General features: G+C 33.0%; 27 protein-coding genes, 1 pseudogene and 1 riboswitch. Of the genes and pseudogenes, 24 read left to right on the forward strand and 4 right to left on the reverse strand.

Annotated elements, in window-relative coordinates; translation table 11 throughout:
- The first annotated feature begins 5 nt into the window (after nucleotides 1-5).
- From atpA to fabZ, 8 genes are all read left to right on the forward strand, one after another.
- Complete coding sequence (gene atpA / locus LQ611_RS10970; protein WP_025904482.1) at nucleotides 6-1,520, forward strand: F0F1 ATP synthase subunit alpha; 1,515 nt, start codon at nucleotides 6-8, stop codon at nucleotides 1,518-1,520.
- A 31-nt stretch (nucleotides 1,521-1,551) separates the two neighbouring features.
- Nucleotides 1,552-2,421 carry an ATP synthase F1 subunit gamma gene (gene atpG / locus LQ611_RS10975; protein ID WP_107590710.1) on the forward strand — a complete coding sequence of 290 codons (870 nt, stop codon included), beginning with the start codon at nucleotides 1,552-1,554 and terminating at the stop codon, nucleotides 2,419-2,421.
- 18 nt (nucleotides 2,422-2,439) lie between these two features.
- Complete coding sequence (atpD, locus tag LQ611_RS10980; protein ID WP_025904484.1) at nucleotides 2,440-3,855, forward strand: F0F1 ATP synthase subunit beta; 1,416 nt, start codon at nucleotides 2,440-2,442, stop codon at nucleotides 3,853-3,855.
- Nucleotides 3,856-3,877: 22 nt separating this feature from the next.
- Nucleotides 3,878-4,282, forward strand: coding sequence for a F0F1 ATP synthase subunit epsilon (locus LQ611_RS10985; protein ID WP_025904485.1), 405 nt, complete (start codon nucleotides 3,878-3,880; stop codon nucleotides 4,280-4,282).
- Between the two features lie 58 nt (nucleotides 4,283-4,340).
- The gene (locus LQ611_RS10990) at nucleotides 4,341-4,571 is read left to right on the forward strand and encodes a DUF1146 family protein (RefSeq protein WP_025904486.1); all 231 of its coding nucleotides are present in this window, start codon (nucleotides 4,341-4,343) and stop codon (nucleotides 4,569-4,571) included.
- 150 nt (nucleotides 4,572-4,721) lie between these two features.
- Nucleotides 4,722-6,017 carry a UDP-N-acetylglucosamine 1-carboxyvinyltransferase gene (gene murA, locus LQ611_RS10995; protein WP_025904487.1) on the forward strand — a complete coding sequence of 432 codons (1,296 nt, stop codon included), beginning with the start codon at nucleotides 4,722-4,724 and terminating at the stop codon, nucleotides 6,015-6,017.
- Nucleotide 6,018: 1 nt separating this feature from the next.
- Complete coding sequence (locus tag LQ611_RS11000; RefSeq protein WP_025904488.1) at nucleotides 6,019-6,303, forward strand: DNA-directed RNA polymerase subunit beta; 285 nt, start codon at nucleotides 6,019-6,021, stop codon at nucleotides 6,301-6,303.
- Nucleotides 6,303-6,740: a 3-hydroxyacyl-ACP dehydratase FabZ gene (gene fabZ / locus LQ611_RS11005; RefSeq protein ID WP_025904489.1), complete on the forward strand. Its 438-nt coding sequence runs from the start codon at nucleotides 6,303-6,305 to the stop codon at nucleotides 6,738-6,740. The genes LQ611_RS11000 and fabZ overlap by 1 nt, the downstream gene beginning before the upstream one ends.
- A 237-nt stretch (nucleotides 6,741-6,977) precedes the next feature.
- Here fabZ and LQ611_RS11010 read toward each other — a convergent pair whose 3' ends face one another.
- On the reverse strand, nucleotides 6,978-7,415 hold the full coding sequence (locus tag LQ611_RS11010; RefSeq protein WP_025904490.1) for a YwpF-like family protein: 438 nt from the start codon (nucleotides 7,413-7,415) through the stop codon (nucleotides 6,978-6,980).
- A gap of 180 nt (nucleotides 7,416-7,595) precedes the next feature.
- Between LQ611_RS11010 and LQ611_RS11015 the strand changes: the two genes are divergently transcribed.
- From LQ611_RS11015 to yidC, 6 genes and pseudogenes are all read left to right on the forward strand, one after another.
- Complete coding sequence (locus LQ611_RS11015) at nucleotides 7,596-8,165, forward strand: single-stranded DNA-binding protein (protein ID WP_107590709.1); 570 nt, start codon at nucleotides 7,596-7,598, stop codon at nucleotides 8,163-8,165.
- 939 nt (nucleotides 8,166-9,104) lie between these two features.
- Nucleotides 9,105-9,377 (forward strand): annotated as a pseudogene (locus LQ611_RS14225) (aggregation-promoting factor C-terminal-like domain-containing protein); the annotation flags it as partial.
- 125 nt (nucleotides 9,378-9,502) lie between these two features.
- A riboswitch (TPP riboswitch) is annotated at nucleotides 9,503-9,601 on the forward strand.
- Nucleotides 9,602-9,698: 97 nt separating this feature from the next.
- Nucleotides 9,699-10,511 (forward strand): bifunctional hydroxymethylpyrimidine kinase/phosphomethylpyrimidine kinase, encoded by an 813-nt coding sequence (gene thiD / locus LQ611_RS11025; RefSeq protein WP_107590707.1) that lies wholly within the window; start codon nucleotides 9,699-9,701, stop codon nucleotides 10,509-10,511.
- On the forward strand, nucleotides 10,504-11,295 hold the full coding sequence (thiM, locus tag LQ611_RS11030; RefSeq protein WP_107590706.1) for a hydroxyethylthiazole kinase: 792 nt from the start codon (nucleotides 10,504-10,506) through the stop codon (nucleotides 11,293-11,295). Before thiD ends, thiM begins: the two co-directional genes overlap by 8 nt.
- Nucleotides 11,296-11,937 (forward strand): thiamine phosphate synthase, encoded by a 642-nt coding sequence (gene thiE / locus LQ611_RS11035; protein ID WP_107590705.1) that lies wholly within the window; start codon nucleotides 11,296-11,298, stop codon nucleotides 11,935-11,937. It begins immediately after the preceding gene.
- An 81-nt stretch (nucleotides 11,938-12,018) separates the two neighbouring features.
- Nucleotides 12,019-12,888: a membrane protein insertase YidC gene (yidC, locus tag LQ611_RS11040; protein ID WP_025904496.1), complete on the forward strand. Its 870-nt coding sequence runs from the start codon at nucleotides 12,019-12,021 to the stop codon at nucleotides 12,886-12,888.
- A 26-nt stretch (nucleotides 12,889-12,914) separates the two neighbouring features.
- Here yidC and LQ611_RS11045 read toward each other — a convergent pair whose 3' ends face one another.
- Entirely contained in the window at nucleotides 12,915-13,580 is a 666-nt protein-coding gene (locus LQ611_RS11045) for an HD domain-containing protein (RefSeq protein ID WP_107590704.1), read from the reverse strand.
- Between the two features lie 64 nt (nucleotides 13,581-13,644).
- Nucleotides 13,645-15,126, reverse strand: coding sequence for a cardiolipin synthase (gene cls, locus LQ611_RS11050; protein ID WP_107590703.1), 1,482 nt, complete (start codon nucleotides 15,124-15,126; stop codon nucleotides 13,645-13,647).
- 151 nt (nucleotides 15,127-15,277) lie between these two features.
- Here cls and LQ611_RS11055 point away from each other — a divergent pair, with 151 nt between their 5' ends.
- Both LQ611_RS11055 and LQ611_RS11060 read left to right on the forward strand, forming a co-directional pair.
- Nucleotides 15,278-15,481, forward strand: a complete 204-nt coding sequence (locus LQ611_RS11055; RefSeq protein ID WP_025904499.1) for a copper ion binding protein — start codon at nucleotides 15,278-15,280, stop codon at nucleotides 15,479-15,481.
- A gap of 141 nt (nucleotides 15,482-15,622) precedes the next feature.
- Nucleotides 15,623-15,757: an Lmo0850 family protein gene (locus LQ611_RS11060; RefSeq protein WP_224658879.1), complete on the forward strand. Its 135-nt coding sequence runs from the start codon at nucleotides 15,623-15,625 to the stop codon at nucleotides 15,755-15,757.
- Nucleotides 15,758-15,803: 46 nt separating this feature from the next.
- Here LQ611_RS11060 and LQ611_RS11065 read toward each other — a convergent pair whose 3' ends face one another.
- Nucleotides 15,804-17,003, reverse strand: a complete 1,200-nt coding sequence (locus tag LQ611_RS11065) for an FtsW/RodA/SpoVE family cell cycle protein (protein WP_239709567.1) — start codon at nucleotides 17,001-17,003, stop codon at nucleotides 15,804-15,806.
- Between the two features lie 180 nt (nucleotides 17,004-17,183).
- Here LQ611_RS11065 and LQ611_RS11070 point away from each other — a divergent pair, with 180 nt between their 5' ends.
- The 8 genes from LQ611_RS11070 (at nucleotide 17,184) to acpS (ending at nucleotide 24,925) form a co-directional block, all read left to right on the forward strand.
- Nucleotides 17,184-18,257: a D-alanine--D-alanine ligase gene (locus LQ611_RS11070; protein ID WP_239709568.1), complete on the forward strand. Its 1,074-nt coding sequence runs from the start codon at nucleotides 17,184-17,186 to the stop codon at nucleotides 18,255-18,257.
- Between the two features lie 11 nt (nucleotides 18,258-18,268).
- Nucleotides 18,269-19,618 (forward strand): UDP-N-acetylmuramoyl-tripeptide--D-alanyl-D-alanine ligase, encoded by a 1,350-nt coding sequence (locus LQ611_RS11075; RefSeq protein WP_239709570.1) that lies wholly within the window; start codon nucleotides 18,269-18,271, stop codon nucleotides 19,616-19,618.
- 11 nt (nucleotides 19,619-19,629) lie between these two features.
- Nucleotides 19,630-20,295, forward strand: a complete 666-nt coding sequence (locus tag LQ611_RS11080; RefSeq protein ID WP_239709572.1) for an alpha/beta hydrolase — start codon at nucleotides 19,630-19,632, stop codon at nucleotides 20,293-20,295.
- A gap of 173 nt (nucleotides 20,296-20,468) precedes the next feature.
- A complete protein-coding gene (gene cshA / locus LQ611_RS11085) occupies nucleotides 20,469-21,998 on the forward strand; it encodes a degradosome RNA helicase CshA (protein ID WP_037589762.1) in 1,530 nt (509 codons plus the stop codon).
- A 90-nt stretch (nucleotides 21,999-22,088) separates the two neighbouring features.
- Nucleotides 22,089-22,568 (forward strand): PH domain-containing protein, encoded by a 480-nt coding sequence (locus LQ611_RS11090; protein WP_103361829.1) that lies wholly within the window; start codon nucleotides 22,089-22,091, stop codon nucleotides 22,566-22,568.
- Complete coding sequence (locus LQ611_RS11095) at nucleotides 22,558-24,078, forward strand: PH domain-containing protein (protein WP_107565853.1); 1,521 nt, start codon at nucleotides 22,558-22,560, stop codon at nucleotides 24,076-24,078. The genes LQ611_RS11090 and LQ611_RS11095 overlap by 11 nt, the downstream gene beginning before the upstream one ends.
- Nucleotides 24,068-24,532 (forward strand): PH domain-containing protein, encoded by a 465-nt coding sequence (locus LQ611_RS11100; protein WP_204257307.1) that lies wholly within the window; start codon nucleotides 24,068-24,070, stop codon nucleotides 24,530-24,532. Before LQ611_RS11095 ends, LQ611_RS11100 begins: the two co-directional genes overlap by 11 nt.
- A gap of 30 nt (nucleotides 24,533-24,562) precedes the next feature.
- Complete coding sequence (gene acpS / locus LQ611_RS11105) at nucleotides 24,563-24,925, forward strand: holo-ACP synthase (protein WP_239709573.1); 363 nt, start codon at nucleotides 24,563-24,565, stop codon at nucleotides 24,923-24,925.
- Nucleotides 24,926-24,941: the final 16 nt, after the last annotated feature.

Below are 24,941 nucleotides of genomic sequence, written 5' to 3' on the forward strand. Positions count from 1 at the left end.
CATAGATGGCCATTAAAGCTGAAGAAATCAGTGCTTTATTACGCTCTCAAATTGAAAACTATGAGTCAGAAATGTCAGTTACCGATGTTGGTACAGTTATCCAAGTCGGCGATGGTATTGCATTAGCTCATGGTTTAAATGACGTTATGGCTGGCGAACTATTAGAGTTCCATACTGGCGTTTTAGGGTTAGCACAAAACTTAGAAGAAAATAATGTAGGTATTGTAATTTTAGGACCTGCAGAAGGTATTAAAGAAGGCGACGAAGTTAAAAGAACTGGTCGTATTATGGAAGTACCTGTAGGGGAAGAATTAATTGGTCGTGTTGTAAATCCATTAGGTCAACCATTGGATGGACAAGGTCCAATCAATACATCTAAGACTCGTCCTGTAGAATCACCTGCAACAGGTGTTATGGATCGTAAATCAGTTGATGAACCATTACAAACTGGTATTAAAGCGATTGACGCATTAGTACCTATTGGACGTGGACAACGTGAGTTAATCATAGGTGACCGTCAAACTGGTAAAACAACAGTTGCGATTGATACAATTCTTAACCAAAAAGACGAAGATATGATTTGTATCTATGTTGCAATTGGTCAAAAAGAATCTACAGTTCGTACAGCGGTAGAAACTTTACGTAGACATGGTGCTTTAGATTATACAATCGTTGTATCTGCGTCAGCAGCTCAACCAGCGCCATTATTATACATTGCACCTTATGCTGGTGTAAGTATGGCAGAAGAATTCATGTTTAACGGTAAACATGTATTAATCGTTTATGATGATTTAACAAAACAAGCAGCAGCTTACCGTGAGTTATCATTATTACTTCGTCGTCCGCCAGGTCGTGAAGCTTACCCAGGTGACGTATTCTACTTACACAGTCGTTTATTAGAACGTGCTGCTAAATTAAATGATGACTTAGGTGGCGGTTCTATTACGGCATTACCATTTGTTGAAACTCAAGCAGGGGACATCTCAGCATACGTTCCAACAAACGTTATCTCAATTACTGACGGACAAATATTCTTACAATCAGACTTATTCTTCTCTGGTGTAAGACCTGCGATCAACGCTGGTTTATCTGTATCACGTGTAGGTGGTTCAGCTCAAATTAAAGCGATGAAAAAAGTAGCAGGAACATTACGTCTAGATTTAGCATCATACCGTGAGTTAGAATCATTCGCTCAATTTGGGTCAGATTTAGACCAAGCTACGAAAGCTAAATTAGAACGTGGTAAACGTACAGTAGAAGTACTTAAACAAGATCAAAACAAACCATTGACTGTAGATCGTCAAGTTGTTATTTTATACGCTTTAACTAAAGGTCATTTAGATGATATCCCAGTTGAAGATATTACACGATTCGAAGATGAATTCTTAAATTGGATTGATGCAAATGCAAGCGATCTATTTAAAGAAATTCGTGAAACAAAACAATTACCATCTGATGATAAATTTGTTTCAGCAATCGATGCATTCAAAAAAGTATTTAATAAATCTCATGTAGAGTAATATTAAGCTTTAAATAAAAGGTGGTGAAATTGTGGCTTCACTAAGAGAAATCAAAGGTAGAATTACTTCTACTCAAAAGACTAGTCAAATTACAAAAGCAATGAATATGGTTTCAAACTCTAAATTGCGTAAAGCAGAAGAGAACACGAAAGCATTTCAACCATATATGGATAAGATTCAAGATGCTGTAACAGCTATTGCGTCTAAGAGTACAGATGTTAATCATCCAATGCTTAAAACAAGACCTGTAAAACGTTCTGGTTACTTAATTATTACTTGTGATAAAGGACTTGCAGGACCATATAGTGCTAACATTTTGAAAAATGTCGTTAACGATATTAAAGAAAAACATAACAACAATAGTGACGAATATGGCATTATTGTTGTCGGACGAGTAGGCCGAGACTTCTTCAAAGCTAGAGGATATAACATCATTGAAGAGTATGTAGGTTTACCTGACCAACCAACATTTAAAAATGTACAAGCTTTAACTGAAAAAGCTGTAGACTTGTTTAATGAAGAATTTTATGATGAGTTAACAATTTACTACAGTCATTTCGTGAGTGTGCTTGAACAACAAGTTAAATCTAAAAAAATCTTACCATTATCTGATGAAGATACTGGAAAAGGTTCTAGTATGATGGCTGGTTATGAATTTGAACCAGATAAAGAAACAATTTTAAAAGTTATCTTACCGCAATACGCAATTAGTTTAATTTATGGTGCATTATTAGATGGTAAAGCTAGTGAACATGCATCAAGAATGACAGCTATGAAGAATGCAACAGATAACGCTTCAGAATTAATTGATGAATTATCATTACAATATAACAGAGCTCGTCAAGCTGCAATTACTCAACAAATTACTGAGATTGTAGGCGGAGCAGCTGCACTCGAATAATGATTAGGAGGAATTTACATGGGATTAGGCCGAGTAACGCAAATTACAGGGCCAGTTATTGATGTACGCTTCCCACATGGTGAATTGCCAGAACTTAATAATGCTTTAACTCTTAAAGTTGAACGTCCAGACGGATCAAGCTTTGACTTAGCATTAGAAGTTGCATTACACCTTGGTGATGATGTTGTACGTTCTATAGCAATGGCATCAACTGATGGTGTTAAACGTGGACAAGAAGTTACTGATACAGGAAGACCTATTTCAGTACCAGTTGGTGATGCTACATTAGGTCGTGTTTTCAATGTATTAGGCGAAAAAATTGATTTAGGTGAAGAAATTGATGAAAGCGTACGTCGCGATCCAATTCATCGTTTAGCACCTAAATTCGAAGATTTATCTACAAAAGTAGAAATTCTTGAAACTGGTATTAAAGTAGTAGACTTATTAGCACCTTATATCAAAGGTGGTAAAATCGGTTTATTTGGTGGTGCCGGAGTAGGTAAAACAGTACTTATTCAAGAATTAATCAATAACATCGCGCAAGAACATGGTGGTATTTCTGTATTCGCAGGTGTAGGTGAACGTACACGTGAAGGAAATGACTTATACTATGAAATGAGCGATTCAGGTGTTATTAAGAAAACAGCGATGGTATTCGGTCAAATGAACGAGCCACCTGGTGCGCGTGCTAGAGTTGCACTTTCTGGTTTAACAATGGCAGAATACTTCCGTGATGAGCAAGGACAAGACGTGTTATTGTTCATCGATAACATCTTCCGTTTTACACAAGCAGGTTCAGAGGTATCAGCATTATTAGGCCGTATGCCATCTGCCGTTGGTTACCAACCAACACTTGCTACTGAAATGGGACAATTACAAGAACGTATTACATCTACTAATAAAGGATCAGTTACATCTATCCAAGCAGTATTCGTACCTGCCGATGACTATACTGACCCAGCGCCAGCAACAGCTTTCGCTCACTTAGATGCTACTACTAACTTGGAACGTAAATTAACGGAAATGGGTATTTATCCAGCCGTTGACCCATTAGCTTCAACATCACGTGCTTTAACTCCAGAAATTGTTGGAGATGAACACTATGATGTTGCGCGTCGTGTACAACAAACGTTACAAAAATATAGAGAGTTACAAGATATCATTGCCATACTTGGTATGGATGAATTATCTGATGAAGATAAGAAAACAGTTGAACGTGCTCGTCGTATTCAATTCTTCTTATCTCAAAACTTCCATGTAGCTGAACAATTTACTGGTCAAAAAGGTTCATACGTACCAGTTAGTCAAACTGTACAAGATTTCAAAGCTATTCTAGAAGGACAATATGACCATATCCCAGAAGATGCTTTCCGTTTAGTCGGTGGTATTGAAGCAGTTCTTGAAAATGCTAAAAACATGGGTGTAGAGGTCTAATAATAATTAGGAGGAATGGAAAATGAATACATTTACCTTAGATGTTGTCACTCCTAATGGATCTGTTTACTCAGCAAAAGAAGTAGAACTTGTTGTTTTACATACTGAAACTGGTGAAATGGGTGTAATGGCTGGACATATTCCAACTGTTGCAGCTTTGAAAACAGGATACGTTAAAGTAAACAAAGCAAGTGGTACGGAGTATTTAGCTGTTTCCGAAGGATTTGTTGAAGTAAGAACTAATAAAGTTACAGTTCTAGTTCAAGCGGCTGAAACTGCCGATGAAATAGATAAAGACCGTGCGATTAATTCTAAAGAACGTGCTGAAGAACGATTGAAAATGAATCGTGATGAAGTAGACTTTAGACGTGCTGAACGTGCACTTCATCGTGCAATTAATCGAATTGAAGTGGCTAAATTTAGATAAAATACAAGGCTGAGACAGGTGATGTCTCAGCCTTATATTTTTAGAAGGAGTTGTTAATATGGAATATTATGGTCAATTAGGTATTATCGGACTTTTACTACATGTCATCTGTGTATGCTTAGCATTTTGGGCACTCCAAGGCGTACGATTAGAACAAATTTTTAAGAAAAATCATGTTGCGCAAGCACAAACATTTATTATCATCTTATCTATCATATTAGGTACGGCTGTAAGTCGTTTTATTTTAGATATACTCCAATATTCGCTACAATTAAGATTGCTATTCTAATAATAAGAAAAAATTACATAAATATATGAAAAAAGAACAAAAAAGTAGTATAATATTTTGGTGATGTTTATGAATCAAGAAAAATGTGTATTAAATAAATATATACATTTGTAAAATAAATAAAAGTGAAGTTTTTTGGAGGATAATTATATGGATAAAATCGTCGTGAAAGGCGGAGCAAGTCTTAATGGCACAGTTGTAGTCGAAGGGGCAAAAAACGCAGTATTACCAATATTAACAGCTACACTTTTACCAAGTGTTGGTCAAAGTGTATTAACGAATGTACCTAAATTAAGTGATGTAGATACAATTAACACAGTACTTACGCATTTAAATGCAGATATAGAATATGATGCAGATCATAACACTGTAAAAATAGATGCATCAAATACATTAAAAATCGAAGCACCATATGAATACGTAAGTAAGATGAGAGCGAGCATTTTAGTTATGGGTCCTTTATTAGCTAGAGAAGGTCATGCTAGAGTGGCTTTACCTGGTGGTTGTGCAATTGGTTCAAGACCGATTGAACAACATTTAAAAGGATTCGAAGCTTTAGGTGCAGAAATTGAACTACATAACGGATTTATTGAAGCAACAACACCTAATGGCTTAAAAGGGGCTAAAATTTATTTAGATTTCCCAAGCGTAGGTGCTACTCAAAATATTATGATGGCAGCAGTACTTGCAGAAGGAAAAACTGAAATTCAAAACGTAGCAAGAGAACCAGAAATTGTAGATTTAGCTAACTATCTAAATGAAATGGGTGCACAAGTACACGGTGCTGGCACGGATACAATTAGAATTACAGGTGTTAGTCAATTACACGGTGCAGAACATGCTATTATTCCAGATAGAATTGAAGCTGGTACATTTATGATTGCAGCAGCAATTACTAGAGGAAATGTTAATGTTATTGGTGCAATTAGAGAACATATGACAAGCTTAGTGTCTAAATTAGAAGAAGCTGGTGTTCAAATTACGGATATCGAAGATGGATTAAATATTCAAGTACCTGGTGAAATTAAAGCAATTGATGTTAAAACAATGCCACATCCAGGATTCCCTACAGATATGCAATCTCAAATTATGGCTTTATTATTAACAGCTAATGGTACTAGTAAAGTAACTGAAACAGTATTTGAAAACAGATTTATGCATGTAGAAGAATTCAAACGTATGAATGCAGATATTTTCATTAACGGTAGAAGTGCAATGATTACAGGTAACAGTAAATTACAAGGTGCAGATGTAAAAGCTACAGATTTAAGAGCTGGTGCATCATTGATTCTTGCTGGACTTGTGTCTGACGGATATACAAACGTTACAGAACTTAAACATTTAGATAGAGGTTATGTTGATTTTCATGGTAAACTTAAAGCATTAGGTGCAGATGTTGAACGCATCAATGATAATGGCAAGTTAAACGATAAAGCGAGGGTTTAGTATGGCTGAAACACAATCATCAAGATCTGACGATAAAAAAAGAAAGTCAACTTATCAATCTATTAAAGAGAAACTTCAAAGAAATAGAGTAGAAACAATTCAAGGAGTGGAAGTAGAGCATCGTGTCATTCCATTATGGATTAAATTACTTATATTATTAGTATTAATGATTTTATTATTTATTGTTGGAACTATGATTGGATACGGTATACTTCATAATCCATTTGGGGTGTTTAATCCCGAAACTTGGCAACACATCTTTGATTTAACTGGAAGGAGCTCATAATGGAAACTATTTATGACTTTAACGAAATTAAAAAAATTATACCTCACCGTTACCCATTTTTATTATTAGATAGAATAGTAGAATTAGAAGACGGTAAACGTTGTGTAGGTATCAAACAAGTAGCAGGTAACGAACCATTTTTCCAAGGACATTTTCCTGATTATGCAGTAATGCCAGGCGTATTAATCGTAGAAGCATTAGCACAAACAGGTGCAGTTGCAATGCTACGCTTAGAAGAAAACCAAGGAAAACTAGCAATGTTTGCAGGAATTGATAAATGTCGATTCAAAAAACAAGTTACACCAGGTGACACTCTAAGACTTGAAGTAGAAATAAACAAAATAAAAGGTCCAATAGGAAAAGGAACAGCAAAAGCAACAGTAGATGGAGAAGTTGCATGTAGTTGTGAAATTAGCTTTGCTATTGTAGATCAATAAATAGAAAAGAGAAAACAGGCGACTGTTTTCTCTTTTTTTCTGCTTATAAATAAGATGGAATCTTATTAGGGACAGAATTCCGAAAAATGTCCGTAAGAATTGCCTGCCTAATTACCAGAATTCAGAATAATGGAAGTTACAGCGTTCTAATTACCACAATTCAGAATAAGGGAAGTTAAACACCCAAATATACACCTAATAAAAAATCTAGGACCGTTAAGTGTCCTAGATTTTTCTTTATATATTGCTTTTTTCGTCTTTTAATTTTGGTTTAGATTGCATCAATCTATTAAATGATGTTTTAAGCTCATCTCCTGATAAGCCTTCATCTATGAGTTGCTCTAATAATCGTTCTGCATATACTTGTCGTAATGTATAGATATGACATTCAAATACGACGGATATTTTATCTTCTAGTTGTTCTATGTATTTGATGGTTGCATCAAATAATGCTGGGTCGTTTGAAGGTCTTGTTATAACGACACGTGTATCAAGTAAGGTTTGGTTATCGTGATATTCTTTCATTTGTTCATAATGAATATCTGAAATTAAGATCTCTAGTAGCCATCCTGTACCACTATTTTCTTTATTTATAATGATACCATCTAATAATTCATATTCTGTAATCTGTTCATCATCTACAATTTGAAAGCGTACGGCTTTAAATGTTTTCATAAACATCCCCCTTATCGTTAAATCTACGAATGTTTAACTTTGTTATCTATTATAAAGCACTTTTGCATGAAATAACAATAATCATAAAATAAAGTGAAAAATAAGTGTTTATTTTATGATTTATCGGACTTTGACTGAAAAAATTGACTCATTATATTATAAGTATAAGGAGGTGAGAATATGTTAAATAAATCTGTATTAGTTGGACGTTTAACTAAGGACCCTGCATATTATAAGAAAGGCGAAATTATCATTTCTACATTTTGTTTAGCTGTTGAACGCGGATATAAGACTAAAGATGGCACGATTGCTGTTGATTTTATTGTATGTAAAGCATTTGGTAAACTTGCACATAATATTCATGAATATACTAAGAAGGGACAGCTTGTTGCATTAACTGGGCAAATTCAATCAAGAGCATATGTTAAAGATGATAAGAAACATTATATAACAGAAATTATATGTGAAACGATTAAATTCTTAAATATGCCTGCATCAAGTAAATCAACGATCCCTCAAACGAAAGAGGAAATGAGTGAATTAATTAGTGAAAGTGCTGAAAGTTATGCTAGTGACCTTTCATCTAAAGTAGCAAAAGAAAAATTACGAGCTGAAGCATTAGCTAAAGAAAATGGTGAAAATAACATAGATGATAAGTTATATAGCGAATATCATAATGTCGTTGACGTTATTAAAGAAACTGAACAACAAACTCCTGATGCTGATGCATCAAAAGTAACAACCTCATAGCATTAAACTTCAATAAAAACTGTTTATAGAAATACTTCCGAAAATAAATATTCTTGATTCTAAATTCCGAGACTTGCTGTCTTGCTGTAGGGCAGCAAGTATACATAATTACAAGTAATTGTTTAAAAAATTACATGAATATGACAAATTGTCTGATAATTAATTTTGTTCAATCTTTATAAATCCCTTTGTCTAGCTATTTTAATCATTAATATTCAGAATATTGTCTGAAAATTAACGTAATCTAACTGTAATATTAGCTGTAATTTTTTCATATAGCTGTAACCTATGACATAAAAATAAGTGGTATAGTTTAAACAGTAAAAATCATATAAAAAGTGAAAACCTTACAGGAGGAAACATTCAATCATGAAAAAATTATTAGCAGTTTCAACTGCGGCAGTTGCAGTTACTACAGGGGTAACAGCTACAGCCGATGCAGCAACACATACAGTAAAATCTGGTGATACTTTAGGTAGTATTTCACAACAATACGGTACTTCAGTAAGTGCTATTAAAGCAGAAAATGGTTTAAAATCTAACTTAATCTTCCCTAACCAAGTAATCAAGGTTAACGAGAAAAGTTCAGAATCAACTACAGAATACACTGTAGTAGCAGGAGATACTTTAGGTAAAATCGCAGCTAAATACGATGTAACTGTATCTCAATTAAAAGCATGGAACAACTTATCTTCAGATCTAATCATTGTTGGACAAACTTTATCATTACAAGCTCCAGCTCAATCAGCTGAGCCAGCTAAAGCGCCTGTAGCACAACAAGCGCCAGTTCAACAAACTCAAGAACAAGTTGCAGCTCCAGTTCAACAACAAAGCTACCAAGCGCCTGTTCAATCTTACCAAGCGCCAGCACAACAAACATATAAAGCACCAGCTCAACAATCATACCAAGCTCCAGCTCAAAAAGTTAGAACTACTCAAACTTCAACAGCTAGCACTGGTGGATCTACTAAAGCTCAATTCTTAGCTGCTGGTGGTTCAGAAGCTATGTGGAATGCAATTGTATTACCAGAATCAAGTGGTAATCCAAATGCAGTTAACCCAGCTGGATACCGTGGTCTTGGCCAAACTAAAGAATCTTGGGGTACTGGTTCAGTAGCTACACAAACTCAAGGTATGTTAAACTACGCTAAAAACCGTTACGGTTCAGAATCAGCTGCTATTGCTTTCCGTCAAGCTAACGGATGGTGGTAAGCCATACACTTTAATCTAAAGTGGCTATAAATTAATTTATCCAATCGCCTAGGAAATATCCTAGGCGATTTTTTAATTTGACCACAATACGTCTATTTGATAATCTTAAATAAACTGAATATATGAGTGACTGCTAGGGGCGCCATTCGGCTGAGATGATTTAATTCAGTCCCTTAACACCTGATTTGGATAATGCCAACGTAGGAAAGTGGTCGATGAACGTTTTTACAACTATTAATTGACCTCTTTCTTATGAAAGAGGTCATTTTTTATGAAGTTATAAATAATAGAATTATAAATATAAATTTGAGGTGGATTACAATGAAAAAACCGAATATAGCATTAACGATTGCTGGAACGGACCCAAGTGGTGGAGCGGGTATTATGGCAGATTTGAAATCATTTCATGCATCCGGCGTTTATGGAATGGCAGTTGCTACTAGTATCGTTTCTCAAAATAGTCTAGGTGTACAAGATGTTTACCATTTACCTGTTGAAGTTATTGAAAGCCAATTAAAAAGTGTCTTTGATGACGAAGTACCACATGCTATCAAAACAGGTATGATTGCATCAGAAGAAATGATGCAAACGATTAAACCATTTATTGAACAATCTGGTAAGCCGTATGTTATTGACCCAGTCATGGTTGCTAAAAGTGGTGATGCGCTAATGGATGATGAAGGGAAAGGGAAACTTAAAGAAATATTATTACCATTAGCTACAGTTGTTACACCAAATATTCCAGAAGCAGAAGATATTACTGGATTTAAAATTCAAACTGAAGAAGAAATTAAAAAAGCTGGTGCATTTTTCTTAAATGAAATTGGATCTAAAGGTGTAGTTATAAAAGGTGGGCATCTGGAAGGTGATGCAATCGACTATTTATTTACTGAAAATGGCGTAAAAAGTTGGAAAAGTGAAAGATTTAATACGAAACATACACATGGAACAGGTTGTACATTTAGTGCAGTAATAACAGCAGAATTAGCTAAAGGTCATACAATTGAAGAAGCGGTAGAAGTAGCTAAAAGATTTATTACGTTAGCTATTCAATATACACCAGAAATAGGCAAAGGTAGAGGTCCAGTAAACCACTTTGCATATCAAAAGATAGAGGGATTAGATTATGAGTAAAATAACAAATATTAGAGAAAATAGTCCATTAATCGTATGTTATACAAATGATGTCGTTAAAAACTTTACAGCAAATGGTTTAATTTCATTAGGCGCAAGTCCAGCAATGAGTGAAGAACCTGAAGAAGCAGAAGAATTCTCAAAAGCAGCAGGTGCTTTTCTTCTTAACATAGGTACGATTACGACTGATAAAGCCTATGATATGAAGCAATATGCTGAAATTATGCATCAAAATGGTGTTCCAGTAGTTCTAGATCCAGTTGCTGTTGGTGCATCACAATTAAGAAAGACTTTTTGTACGACATTATTAAATGATGAAGTAGTTGATGTTATAAGAGGCAATGCATCAGAAATATTAGCGCTTATAGAAGAAGATACAATTATGAAAGGTACAGATAGTGATGATACGCTTGATGCTGTTAAAATTGCGAAAAAAGCACATCAACAATTAAAGCTACCTATTATCATAACTGGTAAAGTCGATGTCATTGCATGTCATAATAAAATCATCGAATTGCACAATGGTAGTGAGATGTTAACGAAAGTAACTGGTGGAGGTTGTTTATTAGGTGGGGTAATAGCTGCATTCTTATCTCATGAAAATACTATCACAATTGACTTATTAGAAGAAGCATTATCAACATATAATATTGCAAGTGAGTTGGCATATCAACAACCTGGGGCACATTTACCAGGTACATTCCAAATTTCGTTTATAGATCAACTGAATGTTATAACAGAAGACATTGTTAAAGAGAAAAAGATTGTGAAAGAAGTGAACTAAATGTTTGATCCAAAAACGTTAAAAGTATATTTTATAGCAGGCAGTCAAGATATTGCTGATGGTAATCTTATAAGTGTTGTTGAAGAAGCTTTAAAAGCAGGCATCACGATGTTTCAGTTTCGTGAAAAAGGTGAGACCAGTAAAAAAGGGGCAGAAAAAGAAGCCCTAGCCCAATCATTATTTGAGCTGTGCAAGCAATATCAAGTTCCATTTATCGTCAATGATGATGTAGATTTAGCAATTAAATTAAATGCTGATGGTATTCATGTTGGACAAGATGACCGAAACGTATCTGAGTTTAAAGATAAGTTTAAAGACAAAATCATTGGCTTGAGTGTTGCAAATAAAATGGAATATGATCAATCTGATATATCCGAAGTGGATTATATTGGAACCGGACCTATACATTCTACAAATTCTAAAGCTGATGCAGGAGAAGAAGGTGGGTATAAACAGATTAAAAATATGAGAAAAATCAATCAAGATATTCCTATTGTTGCAATCGGTGGCATTACTGAAGTTGATGTACAACCACTTATTAAAGCTGGCGCAAATGGTGTAAGTGTTATCTCTGCTATAGCGAAAAGTCAAAATATTGAACAAACTGTGAAGGGCTTTCATAAACAGTATAAAAATATTTGATAAAATTAATATATTGATTTATGTTGTCGCTATTCTATGATAGAATGAGTTTTATGTGAGTATATCAATAGAGGTGGAAAAATGAAGAAAAAAGCTTTATGGCCATTATTATTTGGTGTAATGGTTGTGCTAGCTGGTTGTGATTATTCTAAACCTGAGAATAGGGATGGATTCTTTTATAATACATTCGTAAAACCGATGGATAGTGTTATTCATTGGCTTGGTACAAATTTGAATCACGATTATGGTCTAGCTATTATCGTTATAACACTAATTGTTCGTTTTGCGTTATTCCCATTTATGATGAAGACGTACAAGAATCAAAAGTTAATGCGTGAAAAAATGAAACTTGCTAAACCTGAAATGGAAGCAATTCAAGAAAAAGTTAAACGCGCTCGTACTCAAGAAGAAAAAATGGCAGCCAATCAAGAAATGATGGCATTATACAAAAAACATGGTATTAATCCAATGAACATGGGTTGTTTACCAATCGTTATACAAATGCCAATCGTCATGGGATTATTCTATGTATTAAAATATCCTACTGAAGGCGGAATTACAGAATATCCGAATTTCTTATGGTTTAATTTAACTGAACCTGATTTAATTATTACAATCATTGCAGGTATCATTTATGCATTACAAGCATTTGTTTCTATGAAGTATGCGAATGTTCCAGATGAACAGAAAAATATGATGAGAATGATGATGTTTATTTCTCCAATTATGATTATTTGGATGTCATACATTTCAGCATCTGCATTAGGTTTATACTGGGCAGTCGGTGGTGCATTCTTAGTTGTTCAAACATGGTTAGGTAATGTCTTCTATAACAACAAAGTTGAAGAAGAAATGAAACCAATCATTGAAGCACATGAAAGAAATCAACAAGAAGCTAACAAAGAGAAGAAACCAGCTAAACTCGTTTCTAATAAAAAGAAAAAGAAATAAAACCAAAAACAAACTAATCATTGTGATTAGTTTGTTTTTTTATTTATGTCCCATTCTTGATAAAATTGTTCTAAAAAGTTTTCCATAAATAGATGACGTTCTTCAGCGATTTGTTTGCCTCGTTTAGTATTCATTAAATCTTTTAATAATAATAATTTTTCGTAAAAATGATTGATTGCCGTATTCGGTTCATCATGATATTGACCTTCTTGTAGATCATTTAAATTACGCGGTTGTTGAGAAGAAATATGCATAGGTTCTTTAAAATGACCGGCATATTGAAATGTTCTAGCTATTCCTATCGCGCCAATCGCATCTATACGGTCTGCATCTTGGACAATCTTTCCTGCTAAGCTTGTAAGTTTACCTTCATTTTTACCACCGTTATAACTAACATTCTTTAGAATATGTATAATCTCTGTTTGAATAGTTTCGCTTATATCCATGTCATTCATCCATTGATAAAGTTGTTGCCACGCTGTATCGGCATCTTTGAATAATTTCTTATCAACAGCATCATGTAGTAAACTTGCTAATTCAACTACGAATAAATCCACGTCCTCAAACTGTGCAATATCTAGAGCATGATGTCTTACTCTTAGAATATGCTCAAAATCATGACCAGTCGTATCGTTTTGATGTAATGTTCTAACATATGATTCTGCTTCTTTAATAATCTGTTCATTATTCATATCTTTCTCCTTAAAAAAACAGGTAGAAAAGTTTGAACAATCATCTCTTCTACCTGTTTAGAATTTATAGTAAAGGTGATAGTAATCGTGCTATACCTTCTTTTAATTTAATCCACGTGCTTCTATTTTCATATCTTTCTACTGTTAATAATGATGAATGCGTCATATCATTCTCATAAGCTAATCGTGAATTCTTTGCGATTTCTTCGTCGTAAATAAAGGCATTAACTTCGAAGTTTAATACGAAGCTTCTATTATCCATGTTTGCTGTACCAATACTTACAACTTCATCATCTATAGCTACCATCTTCGTGTGTATAAAGCCTTTTTCGTATATATGAACTTTAACGCCAGCTTTAATTAATTCACCGACATTGGCAAATGTTGCCCAATAAACAAATGGGTGATCGGGCTTATTAGGAATCATCACATTAACATCTACGCCTGATAGGGCAGCAATCTTAATGGCATCTAAAAATGATAAATCTGGAATGAAATAAGGTGTTTGAATGTAAATATGCTTTTTAGCTTCTGATATCATTTTTAAATAACCATATTTGATTTGTTCCCATTCTTCATCGGGACCACTTGAAGCAATTTGAATACCAACTTTACCGCCTGACTCAACATCAGGGAAGTATTTAGTTTCATAGCGCATCTTGTCACGTGTAGATTGAGAGTTCCAGTCCAACATAAACCTAAGCTGTAATGCATTGACTGAGTCGCCTTCTAATCTTAAGTGCGTATCTCGCCAATAACCAAATTTTTTATCTAAGCCTAAATATTCATCTCCGACATTAAAGCCACCTACGTAACCAACTTTTCCATCAATCACAACAATCTTTCTATGGTTACGGTTATTCATTCTAAAGTTAATGAGTGGGAGTTTAGAAGGGAAGAAACTTGCAACTTCTCCACCTTTAGCTCTAAATTTCTTGAATGAAGATAAATTTAATTTACGTGAACCCATGTCGTCATATAACATTTTAACTTCTAAACCTTCTTGAAGTTTCTTTTCAAGTTCAAATAAGATCTTTTTACCTAAGTTATCCTTCTTAAAGATATAATATTGAATATGGATATATGACTCAGCTTTTCTAATATCTTCAATAAGTGCATCGAATTTATCATGTCCATCTGTAAACATTTCAACTTTGTTATCAGTTGTTAAGAAGGCTGAGTTATTGTAAAGCAACATATGAATCAGATGCTTATAATTAGAAATCTCAGGCTTATCAATTTCGAAATTATTTTCATCAATTGCTTTGATTTGTTCATTTATGATGTGTTCAAGACCTATTTTATCTTGCTCATCTAAGTTGAAAATGCTCTTTCTTTGAATTTGTCTCCCAAATAGTAAGTAAAGTATAAATCCTAATATCGGAACAAATAAAAGCACTAACAACCAAGCCCAAATCGCACCAGCTTCTCTTGGTTCTAAGAATATGATAATAAATCCAAACACAACATTCAGAATAAATGCTGTAATAAGTAGCACTGATACTATGATGGAAAAATCAAATGAAAAATATGAGAAGTAGTTCATACCAATGCCTCCGTTTCTCTATCTTAAACTAGTATAATACATTTAAATTAAAATTGAAAAGGTTGTATTTGACCCTTCTAAAACATATGCATATAATGATTATGAAAAGGCATCAATTAAAATATCATTTAAATATATAGGAGTGTTATAAATGAAAGAACAAATCATTAATGTTGAAGGTATGTCTTGTGGACATTGCAAACAAGCAGTTGAGGAATCAGTAGGTCAATTAATCGGTGTTAAAGAAGTTGTCGCTAGTCCGGATGATAATCAAGTACGTGTCGTATACGAAGATCCTGCAAGTATCGATAATATTGAAAATGCTATTTTCGATGCTGGATATGAAGTTGTTTAAGATATCATTCATATAATTATTATAAAAAAATAACAAATTAAACAAAAAAATAACAATATAGGCCGAATGAACTATAGTCAAACTACTTAATTTAGAGTAGAATGAACTTAAGGTAATTAAATTGAATAAGAGGTGGTACCCATGAATCAACCTAAGTCAAAGGTAAAGAATGTGGTCAAACTTTTATCATCATTAGGCGTAAACATAACAGAAACTAAGTCACGAATAGAAATAATGCGTAGTTTGCCGAATGTCGCAACTAACAAGTTGAAATAAATTGGTAAACTAAAAAACCGCGTCCTCAAATTGAGGATGCGGTTTTTTATATGTCGGCTTTTTGGTCGGATTCAGTAAATTTCTCTTTTTCGTGGTAATAGATAGATAGTAATATACCGACACCTGCCATTAATGACCATAATGCTGATCCACCATAACTTATAAATGATAATGGGATACCTGTGATAGGTAGTAGTTGAATGGTCATACCAATATTTTGTACAACGTGGAATAGTACGAATGATAAGTATCCGATTATAAATACAACATTAAAAGGATGACGTGTCGTAGTAGCCATTCTAATTAAGTGTATGAATAACGCTAAGAAAATAATCAGTACAGCCATCGTTCCAATAAATCCAAATTCTTCACCAATGATTGAAAAAATAAAGTCAGTATGATTTTCAGGGATATAAACTTCACCGTTATTTAAACCTTTACCAAATATTTGACCAGAACCAATGGCTTTTAATGATTCTGTTAAATGGTATCCGTCACCTGAGCTGTATGCATATGGATCTAGCCAAGAATTAATACGTCCTAATTGATACGTCTTAATACCTGAAACATTCTCAATCACACTTGGTTTAAAAATCATTAATAAAATGATACTTGAACCAATTCCGAAAAAAGCGATGAATGCTGGTGCGAGTATTCTCCATGTCACGCCTGAAACAACAACGATACCAAGAATGATCGCAATTAATACGAGTGTTGTTCCTAAATCATTTTGCAAAAGTATTAATAACATTGGTACTAAAGAAGTTAAACCAATTTTTAGTAATAAATTAAAGTCTCTTGATAATGATTTGTTGTAAGTAAATCTATTATGTTGATAGATAACATTAGCTAGCGCAATAATTAAAATGATTTTCATAAACTCAGATGGTTGGATACTGATAGGTCCTAGTCTATACCAACTTTTAGCACCATTAATAATAGGTGTAAAGCTAGATTCAGGCAGGATTAATAGTCCAACTAATGATAAGTTTCCAATTATGTATATAATCCAAACATATTTTCTTAGTGTCTTTGGAGATATGAACATTAAGGCAATGGCTAAAATAAAACCAAGCACATAGTATAAAACTTGTTTAATTAAAAAGTTTGTTTCATATTGTCCGCCAGACATTGCAGAATTGATTATTAAACAACTCGTTCCAAATAAGATAAGAATAATCGTAATTAATCGCCAATCTATTCTTTCTAGAAACGATTTATTTAATGTACGAGTAGAAGTTTCCATTAAAAGACTCCTTTAATTAACACTAAATTTCATAATTTTCATTATAACTTGATTGTACATAAAGTGATACATTTTTGCTATTCAGAAAAGCGTTATTTTTAAAATAGTCATGTTGATACGTGCAACAATAGCTAAAAACATGATAAAATATAGGCTAATAATCTACTTGGAGGCTTATATATGTCTAAAAAAAATATTTGCATTATATATGGTGGGAAAAGTGCAGAGCACGATGTATCAATTTTAACGGCTCAAAATGTGATCAATGCAGTTGATCTATCTAAATACATAATTGATATCATTTATATTACAAATGATGGGGATTGGATTAAAAGCGACCAATCTATCGATGGAAAAGTCGAAGATATTGAACAATTAAAATTATCAAGTGAATCATTAACACCAATATCTAAATTATTAGAAGCGAGTAATGATGGAAACGCATATAGCGCAGTATTTCCATTATTACACGGTCCAAACGGTGAAGACGGTACAATTCAAGGTTTATTTGAAGTATTGGATATTCCTTATGTTGGTAATGGTGTGCTTGCAGCATCAAGTTCAATGGATAAATTAGTGATGAAACATTTATTCGCTCACAGAGGATTACCTCAATTACCATATGTAAGTTTCTTAAAAAGTGAATACGAGAAATATGAACATAATATAGTGGAGCTTATACAAAATAAACTTGAATATCCTGTGTTCGTTAAACCAGCAAATTTAGGTTCAAGTGTTGGAATTAGTAAATGTACGAATAAAGAAGAATTAATTTCTGGTATTGAAGAAGCATTTCAATTTGACCGTAAACTTGTTATCGAACAAGGTGTTGATGCAAGAGAAATTGAAGTAGCCGTATTAGGTAATGATTACCCAGAAACAACTTTACCTGGTGAAGTTATTAAAGATGTACAATTTTATGATTATAAATCTAAATATAAAGATGGCAAAGTTAAACTTCAAATACCTGCTGATGTAGATGAAGAAATAGCAACAACTTTAAGAAATATGGCTATTGAAGCTTTTAAAGCAACAGATTGTTCTGGATTGGTAAGAGCAGACTTCTTTTTAACAGAAGATAATACAATTTATATTAATGAAACAAATGCAATGCCAGGATTTACACAATACAGCATGTATCCATTATTATGGGAGAACATGAACTTAAGCTATACAGAGCTTATAACTAAGTTAATTGAACTTGCTATTGAACGATACGATAACAAGAAGAATATCAAATATAAAATTGACTGAGGGTAAATAGAATGAATATTAATTTACGTAAAATTAAAGAATGGATTGATTGTGACATTCAAGACGAATATCTTGATGTCGTTGTTCAAGGTACATGTATAGACTCAAGAAAAATTGCTAAATCAAATTTGTTTATACCATTTAAAGGTGAAAATGTAGATGGTCATAAATTTGTACGTCAAACACTTGATGATGGTGTAGGTGCATCATTTTGGCAAAAAGATGTACCAAATCCGCCAGAAGGACCCATTATTTTTGTTGATGACACTTTAGCAGCATTACAAAGTTTAGCTAAAGCATATTTGAAATATGTAAATCCTAAAGTTGTCGCAATTACAGGTTCAAATGGTAAAACAACAACTAAAGATATGGTTGAATGTGTATTGAATAAATCATTTAAAGTTAAGAAGACACAAGGGAATTATAATAATGAGATTGGTTGTCCATTGACGATACTAGACTTAGATGAAGATACTGAAGTATCCATTCTAGAAATGGGTATGAGTGGATTTGGTGAAATTAGTGAATTAACACATTTAGCTGAACCTGATGTTGCCATTATCACGAACATTGGTGAGTCTCATATGCAAGATTTAGGTTCTAGAGAAGGTATAGCAAAAGCCAAATTTGAAATTACAGAAGGTCTTAAAGATAAAGGACTATTCATATACGATGGTGATGAGCTATTACTTAAACCTTTCGTATCTGAAATGAAACATGACAAACTATCTGTAGGGGTAGCGAATGATAATGATGTGATCATCAAAACGAATCAATCATCAAGTCATGGCATCAATTTTCAATTGAATAATAGTCATTTCATTTATCATTTAAATATATTAGGTGAACACAATGTTAAAAATGCCACATATGCAATTCAAGTGGCTAAACATTTAGGTGTAACGGAAGATGTTATTCAAAGTTCTCTAGATGATCTTGTATTAACGGATATGCGCATGCAAAGAATTGAAACTGACCAATATGGTTTACTCATTAATGATGCATATAATGCAAGTCCAACAAGTATGAAAGCAGCAATTGATACACTGCATAATATGGAACAATCGGATAAGACACTTATTCTTGCGGATGTATTAGAATTAGGTGAAATGAGTCAAGAGATGCATGAGCAAGTTGGCTATTATTTAGAACATAAAGCTATACAAACGTTAATCACATATGGTGAAGAAGCGGCTCATATATCAAATATTGCGAAAGCATATATACCTGAAACTTATCACTTTGAGCATAAAGAGGAAATCACAGACTATTTAAAAAATCAATTAAATGAAGACTCTATCACTTTGTTTAAAGGTTCTAGAGGTATGTCACTCGAAACGATTATTAACGCGCTTACATGAAAGTAGGTATCTTGTTTTTACATGGTTATACAGGTGGTCGTTATGAGTTATTACCATTAATTGAATATTTGAGTAGTCGCTATGATTTTATACTTGAAGCGCCGGAATACCCAGGACATGGCTTGAATTTATTGATTAAAGATACAAATGAAGATATGTGGTTTGAGAGAGCGAAACAATCTTATGAAATATTAAGAAAGAAATCAGATAAAGTCATTGTGATAGGATTTTCAATGGGTGGCATTATTGCAGGTTTGTTAGCTAAAATTAAACAACCCGATCAATTAGTGTTAATTGCACCAGCTTTTGAAAATATCAATATACAATACTTGGTCAAGTCACCATATGCATTTATCAATAATATGAGATATGCTGATTTAAAGATTCTTGATTTTATGGTGAGACGTACGATCAAAATAAACTATAAATCATTTGTGGCATTTAAAAAATTACAGCAAAGTGCGCTATATGTTCCAGAACAAATAGCAGCGAAAACGTTAATCATACATGGCACAATAGATGGTCTTGTTCCAATTGAGAAATCGAGAAACTTAGTAAAGAGAATAAAGCATGCACGTCTAGTTGAAATTGATAAAGGACCACATGAAATTTGTTTATCAAAAGTAAATTATAAAGTTTTTTATGAAGTGGAAAAATTTATATTTAAAAATAAATAAAGAAGTGAAACTGTACTAAATCCCTTTTTAGTGCAGTTTTTTTATGTTTTTGTCTATGAAAATTAAATGTAAACGACGATTTAATCGCATTGCGCTATTGGTAAAAGGGTGGTAGTATATAGAAGTTGAATAAAAAAGACGAGATGAATTAACTATATAAAAGGAGAATTATTTTGCAAAAATTTAAAGAATTAGGTATTTCTGAAGCTACCTTAAACGCTTTGGACAAAATGGGATTTACTGAACCAACACCAATACAAATCGAAAGTATTCCACATACATTACAAGGTACGGACGTGCTAGGACAAGCACAAACTGGAACAGGAAAAACTGGTGCATTTGGTATTCCATTAATTGATAAAGTAGCAGATAAACAAGGTGTACAAGCATTGATTCTTGCACCAACACGTGAATTAGCAAACCAAGTGGCAGAGCAATTACGTAGTTTCAGTAAAGGACAAAACGTAAGTGTCGTAACTGTATTCGGTGGTATGCCAATAGACAGACAAATCAAATCACTTAAAAAAGGTCCACAAATCGTAGTAGGTACACCAGGACGTGTGATTGACCACTTAAATAGAAGAACATTAAAAACAGAATCAATTTCTACATTGATCTTAGATGAAGCAGATGAAATGATGAACATGGGCTTTATAGATGATATGAGATTTATAATGTCTAAACTTCCATCTGAAAATCGTCAAACATTACTATTCTCAGCAACAATGCCAAAAGCTATTCAAGAATTAGTTCAAAAATTCATGAAGAGTCCAAAAATTGTTAAAACAATGTCTAACGAATTGTCAGATCCACAAATTGATGAATTCTACACAATCGTTAAAGAATTAGAAAAATTCGAGACATTTACGAATTTATTAGATGTTCAAAATCCTGAATTAGCAATTGTATTCGGTCGTACGAAACGTCGTGTTGATGAATTAACAAGTGCTTTAATCACTAAAGGATACCGTGCTGAAGGTTTACACGGTGACATTACACAAGCTAAACGTTTAGAAGTATTGAAAAAATTCAAAAATGATCAAATCGATATTTTAGTAGCTACAGATGTTGCAGCTCGTGGATTAGATATTTCTGGCGTAAGTCACGTTTATAACTTTGATATCCCTCAAGATACTGAAAGTTATACACACCGTATTGGTCGTACAGGTAGAGCGGGTAAACAAGGTGTTGCCGTTACATTTGTAAATCCAATCGAAATGGATTATATCCGTCAAATCGAAAAAGCTAATAAACGTCAAATGAGCGCTTTACGTCCACCAACACCTGGTGAAGTTATGAAAGCGAAAGAATCAGATGTTAAAGATAAAGTTAAAGGTTGGGTAGAAAGTCCAATCGAAGGTCGCATTGAAAAAATTGCTGAATCATTAATTAAAGAATACGGTGACCAAAAATTAGTTGCTGCATTATTACAAGAATTAATTACTTCTAACAACGATGCAGAAATTCAATTAACATTTGAAAAACCATTATCTAAAAAGTCTAATCATAGAGGCAAACAAGGTAACCGTGGTGGTAACTCACGTGGTAAATCTAGAACTAGATTTGATGGTAAAAACAACAAACGTCGCGGTAATGATAAAAACAATCAATTTGACCGTAACAAAGGTAAAAACAATAAACCAAACAAACAACGTTCAAAAAAACAATTCTCAGGTAGAACATTTGCTGAGCATTCAAAATAAAAACTAAACAAGAAGTGTGTGTAATCTCTAAGGTTACGCACACTTTCTTTATGATATAATACACGTAAATTGAACGATAGAGGAGATTATATGTATAAACCAATACTCGAACACAAAATGCCAAAACAGTCTATAAAATATGAGTATGTAAATCATATTATAAATGTCATAGTTATCTTAGTTTTGTACAGTGTATTTGTATTTTTATGGCATAAATATGATTGGTGGACATTTCTCATTTATATTGTGACACCGATTGCGCTGTTGATCATTGCGATAGGATTTATAAGTCCGATCATACGACTTAAAAGAACATCTTTTGAAATTGGAGAACGGTATATTGAAGTACAAAGCGGGCTTTATTATCAAAAAAGATTTGTACAACCATATGACAGAATACAATATGTAACGATAAAGCACGGACCAATTTCAAGATTGTTTAACATTTACTTTGTCGTTGTTGTAACAGCAGGTAATTTAGAAGTGTTACCAATGGTCAACCGAGTGATAGCTGACCAAACGAGATTAAATATCATGACTAAGGTTAAAGAGGTGACTGATGATGTTTGATCCTCAAAAATTACATCCAATATCTTATGTTAGTGGCTTCCTAGCCAGTTTAAAAGAAAATGTATTTCCATTAATAATCGCTGTGTTTATTGTTGTAACACGCGGACTTGATAATTTTTGGGACCTTACATTTCCAATTGTTCTATTAATTTTTTCACTTATAAGTAGTATTTTTAAAGCAATTAAGATTTACAATACACGTTATTGGATAGAGAATGATCAATTGATTATGACTTGGGGTGTCTTTTCAAAAAATCGTAAAGAGTTAAATATTGAAAGGATTCAGTCTGTTGATACTTCTCAAAATATTGTACATCAGTTGTTAGGTGGCGTGAGTTTAAGTATTAAAACACCGAGTGATGGTATTGAATTAGATACGATTACGAAGTCACAAAGTGATAGTCTTTCAAAATATTTAAAAGAAAGAAAATATGCTATTAAAAATAAAGAGCAAAGCGAAGATGAGTTAAACGAGGAACATGGAACGTCGTCTGATTCTGATCAACGTGATGTTATTAATGAAAAAGAAGAAGTCGTGTTCTTTAGATTATCTACTAAAGATTTATTGAAGATGAGTTTTACAAGTGGTGGCATTTTGATTGTATTTGCGGCACTTGGCTCATTACTTGGATTTTTCACACAAATAATCGATATCGAGGATTATATCAGTCCACTGATTAATCAAGTTGTTAATTTAACATTTGTTATCATATCAATTACACTTTTATTTATTATATTGAGTTATGTCGTTGGATCACTTATTGTATTTATTAAAAATTATAAATATCAATTAACATTTGATGGGGAACTTTTAACGGTTAAATATGGTTTGTTAACTGTTCAAAAGCGTACCGTTCCAATTAGAAGAATACAAGCATTAAAAGAAGAAGAATCTATATTCAGAAGAGTGATCGGATATACTAAAATATCAGCGATAATTACTTCAGATGGACATTTTGAAAATGGAGAAGATACTGATGTAGGAACTGTTACAATCTTGCCATTTATGAAGAAGAAAGAAGCATATCAATTACTTGAAGATATTATTCCACAATTTCAGTTTCATTCCGTTAAAAAAGGCTTACCTAAACAAGGTATTCGTAGAAGAGTGTTCATCCCGACGATTATTCTATTGTTAATAGTGATACCTATCCAAATATATTTATGGTCTTATACTTGGATGATCGGATTAGTAATATTCTTGGTTATGATATTTTATGCAAGTATCATTACGTTGAAATCTGGATATAAAATTTATGACGACTCAATTGTCATATTGAATGCAACACCGTTTGAATATACAACAATTTGGGCGAATAGAAATAAGATTTTAACTTTTGAATTACATGAAAATCCAATTATTAAACGTAAAGATATTGCACATTTCACAATTCAAATAGCATATGGAAATGGTATGTTGTCTAAAGGATTAAGATTTATTAATAAACAAGATACGTTAAATATTTATAAATGGTATAAAGATAAAGGAGGTCACGTAGATGCTTCCTAGATATAGAATGGATAAAAAGGGAATGGTCGTTGAACGTATTGGATCGCTCATTACAATTTCAATACTCATCATCATATTAATCGTCATGGCAGTAATTTTTAATTTATGGTGGACGACAGCTTCAAAATGGTTTCTGCTTATTCCTGTAGTGCTTATCTTGGTAATAGCAATATATGGTTTAATCATCCAGCCTTATTACATGTATAGAAATTTCAGGTATGAAATTAATGATGATGAAATAAACATTAAATCAGGAATTTTTATGATTAGAGAAACAACGATACCTATGGGTAGAATTCAAAATGTTGATTTATATGAAGGATTCATAATGAGAAAGTTTAACCTGGCTAATATTACGTTGTCTACAGCTGGAGGGAATCGAATGATTCAATATTTAAATAAAGAAAAGGCAAATCGTATTAAACACGCAATACAAAATAGAATTGAAAAATGATTTTAATCAGTGAAAATGAAGGTGTTAACGATGATTCAAGGTGTCGGCATAGATTTAGTCGAAATAGAACGTATACAAGGTTGGTATACGAAACGACCAGAAATGGTTAATAAAATTTTAACAAAAGATGAAATAAATATTTATAGCAAAATTAAATTAGAATCGAGAAAAATCGAATTTATCGCTGGTAGATTTGCTGTGAAGGAAGCATTTAGTAAAGCGATGGGTACAGGTATTGGTAAAAAATACGGCTTTCATTCGATTAATTGTTTACCAGATAAAAATGGGAAACCAGAAATAATATGCGAAGGATACCGTGTTCATCCGTCCATTACACACACAAAACATTATGCAGAAGCTATTGTGATTATAGAAAATATTAAGCAAGATTGATTTCTATATGATAAAA

The organism is Mammaliicoccus sp. L-M44 (assembly GCF_022386355.1).
GTDB lineage: Bacteria > Bacillota > Bacilli > Staphylococcales > Staphylococcaceae > Mammaliicoccus > Mammaliicoccus sciuri_A.

Bases quoted from the DNA above. Each gene is read 5' to 3' on its own strand.
- LQ611_RS11095 (WP_107565853.1), top strand. From the start codon at position 22,558: ATGATGTTTGATCCTCAAAAATTACATCCAATATCTTATGTTAGTGGC.
- LQ611_RS11010 (WP_025904490.1), bottom strand. From the start codon at position 7,415: ATGAAAACATTTAAAGCCGTACGCTTTCAAATTGTAGATGATGAACAG.
- acpS (WP_239709573.1), top strand. From the start codon at position 24,563: ATGATTCAAGGTGTCGGCATAGATTTAGTCGAAATAGAACGTATACAA.
- LQ611_RS10985 (WP_025904485.1), top strand. From the start codon at position 3,878: ATGAATACATTTACCTTAGATGTTGTCACTCCTAATGGATCTGTTTAC.
- LQ611_RS11060 (WP_224658879.1), top strand. From the start codon at position 15,623: ATGAATCAACCTAAGTCAAAGGTAAAGAATGTGGTCAAACTTTTATCA.
- LQ611_RS10990 (WP_025904486.1), top strand. From the start codon at position 4,341: ATGGAATATTATGGTCAATTAGGTATTATCGGACTTTTACTACATGTC.
- LQ611_RS11090 (WP_103361829.1), top strand. From the start codon at position 22,089: ATGTATAAACCAATACTCGAACACAAAATGCCAAAACAGTCTATAAAA.
- cls (WP_107590703.1), bottom strand. From the start codon at position 15,126: ATGAACTACTTCTCATATTTTTCATTTGATTTTTCCATCATAGTATCA.
- fabZ (WP_025904489.1), top strand. From the start codon at position 6,303: ATGGAAACTATTTATGACTTTAACGAAATTAAAAAAATTATACCTCAC.
- murA (WP_025904487.1), top strand. From the start codon at position 4,722: ATGGATAAAATCGTCGTGAAAGGCGGAGCAAGTCTTAATGGCACAGTT.
- thiE (WP_107590705.1), top strand. From the start codon at position 11,296: ATGTTTGATCCAAAAACGTTAAAAGTATATTTTATAGCAGGCAGTCAA.
- LQ611_RS11015 (WP_107590709.1), top strand. From the start codon at position 7,596: ATGTTAAATAAATCTGTATTAGTTGGACGTTTAACTAAGGACCCTGCA.
- LQ611_RS11100 (WP_204257307.1), top strand. From the start codon at position 24,068: ATGCTTCCTAGATATAGAATGGATAAAAAGGGAATGGTCGTTGAACGT.
- LQ611_RS11055 (WP_025904499.1), top strand. From the start codon at position 15,278: ATGAAAGAACAAATCATTAATGTTGAAGGTATGTCTTGTGGACATTGC.
- LQ611_RS11065 (WP_239709567.1), bottom strand. From the start codon at position 17,003: ATGGAAACTTCTACTCGTACATTAAATAAATCGTTTCTAGAAAGAATA.
- yidC (WP_025904496.1), top strand. From the start codon at position 12,019: ATGAAGAAAAAAGCTTTATGGCCATTATTATTTGGTGTAATGGTTGTG.
- LQ611_RS11045 (WP_107590704.1), bottom strand. From the start codon at position 13,580: ATGAATAATGAACAGATTATTAAAGAAGCAGAATCATATGTTAGAACA.
- LQ611_RS11070 (WP_239709568.1), top strand. From the start codon at position 17,184: ATGTCTAAAAAAAATATTTGCATTATATATGGTGGGAAAAGTGCAGAG.
- atpD (WP_025904484.1), top strand. From the start codon at position 2,440: ATGGGATTAGGCCGAGTAACGCAAATTACAGGGCCAGTTATTGATGTA.
- LQ611_RS11000 (WP_025904488.1), top strand. From the start codon at position 6,019: ATGGCTGAAACACAATCATCAAGATCTGACGATAAAAAAAGAAAGTCA.
- atpA (WP_025904482.1), top strand. From the start codon at position 6: ATGGCCATTAAAGCTGAAGAAATCAGTGCTTTATTACGCTCTCAAATT.
- LQ611_RS11075 (WP_239709570.1), top strand. From the start codon at position 18,269: ATGAATATTAATTTACGTAAAATTAAAGAATGGATTGATTGTGACATT.
- thiD (WP_107590707.1), top strand. From the start codon at position 9,699: ATGAAAAAACCGAATATAGCATTAACGATTGCTGGAACGGACCCAAGT.
- thiM (WP_107590706.1), top strand. From the start codon at position 10,504: ATGAGTAAAATAACAAATATTAGAGAAAATAGTCCATTAATCGTATGT.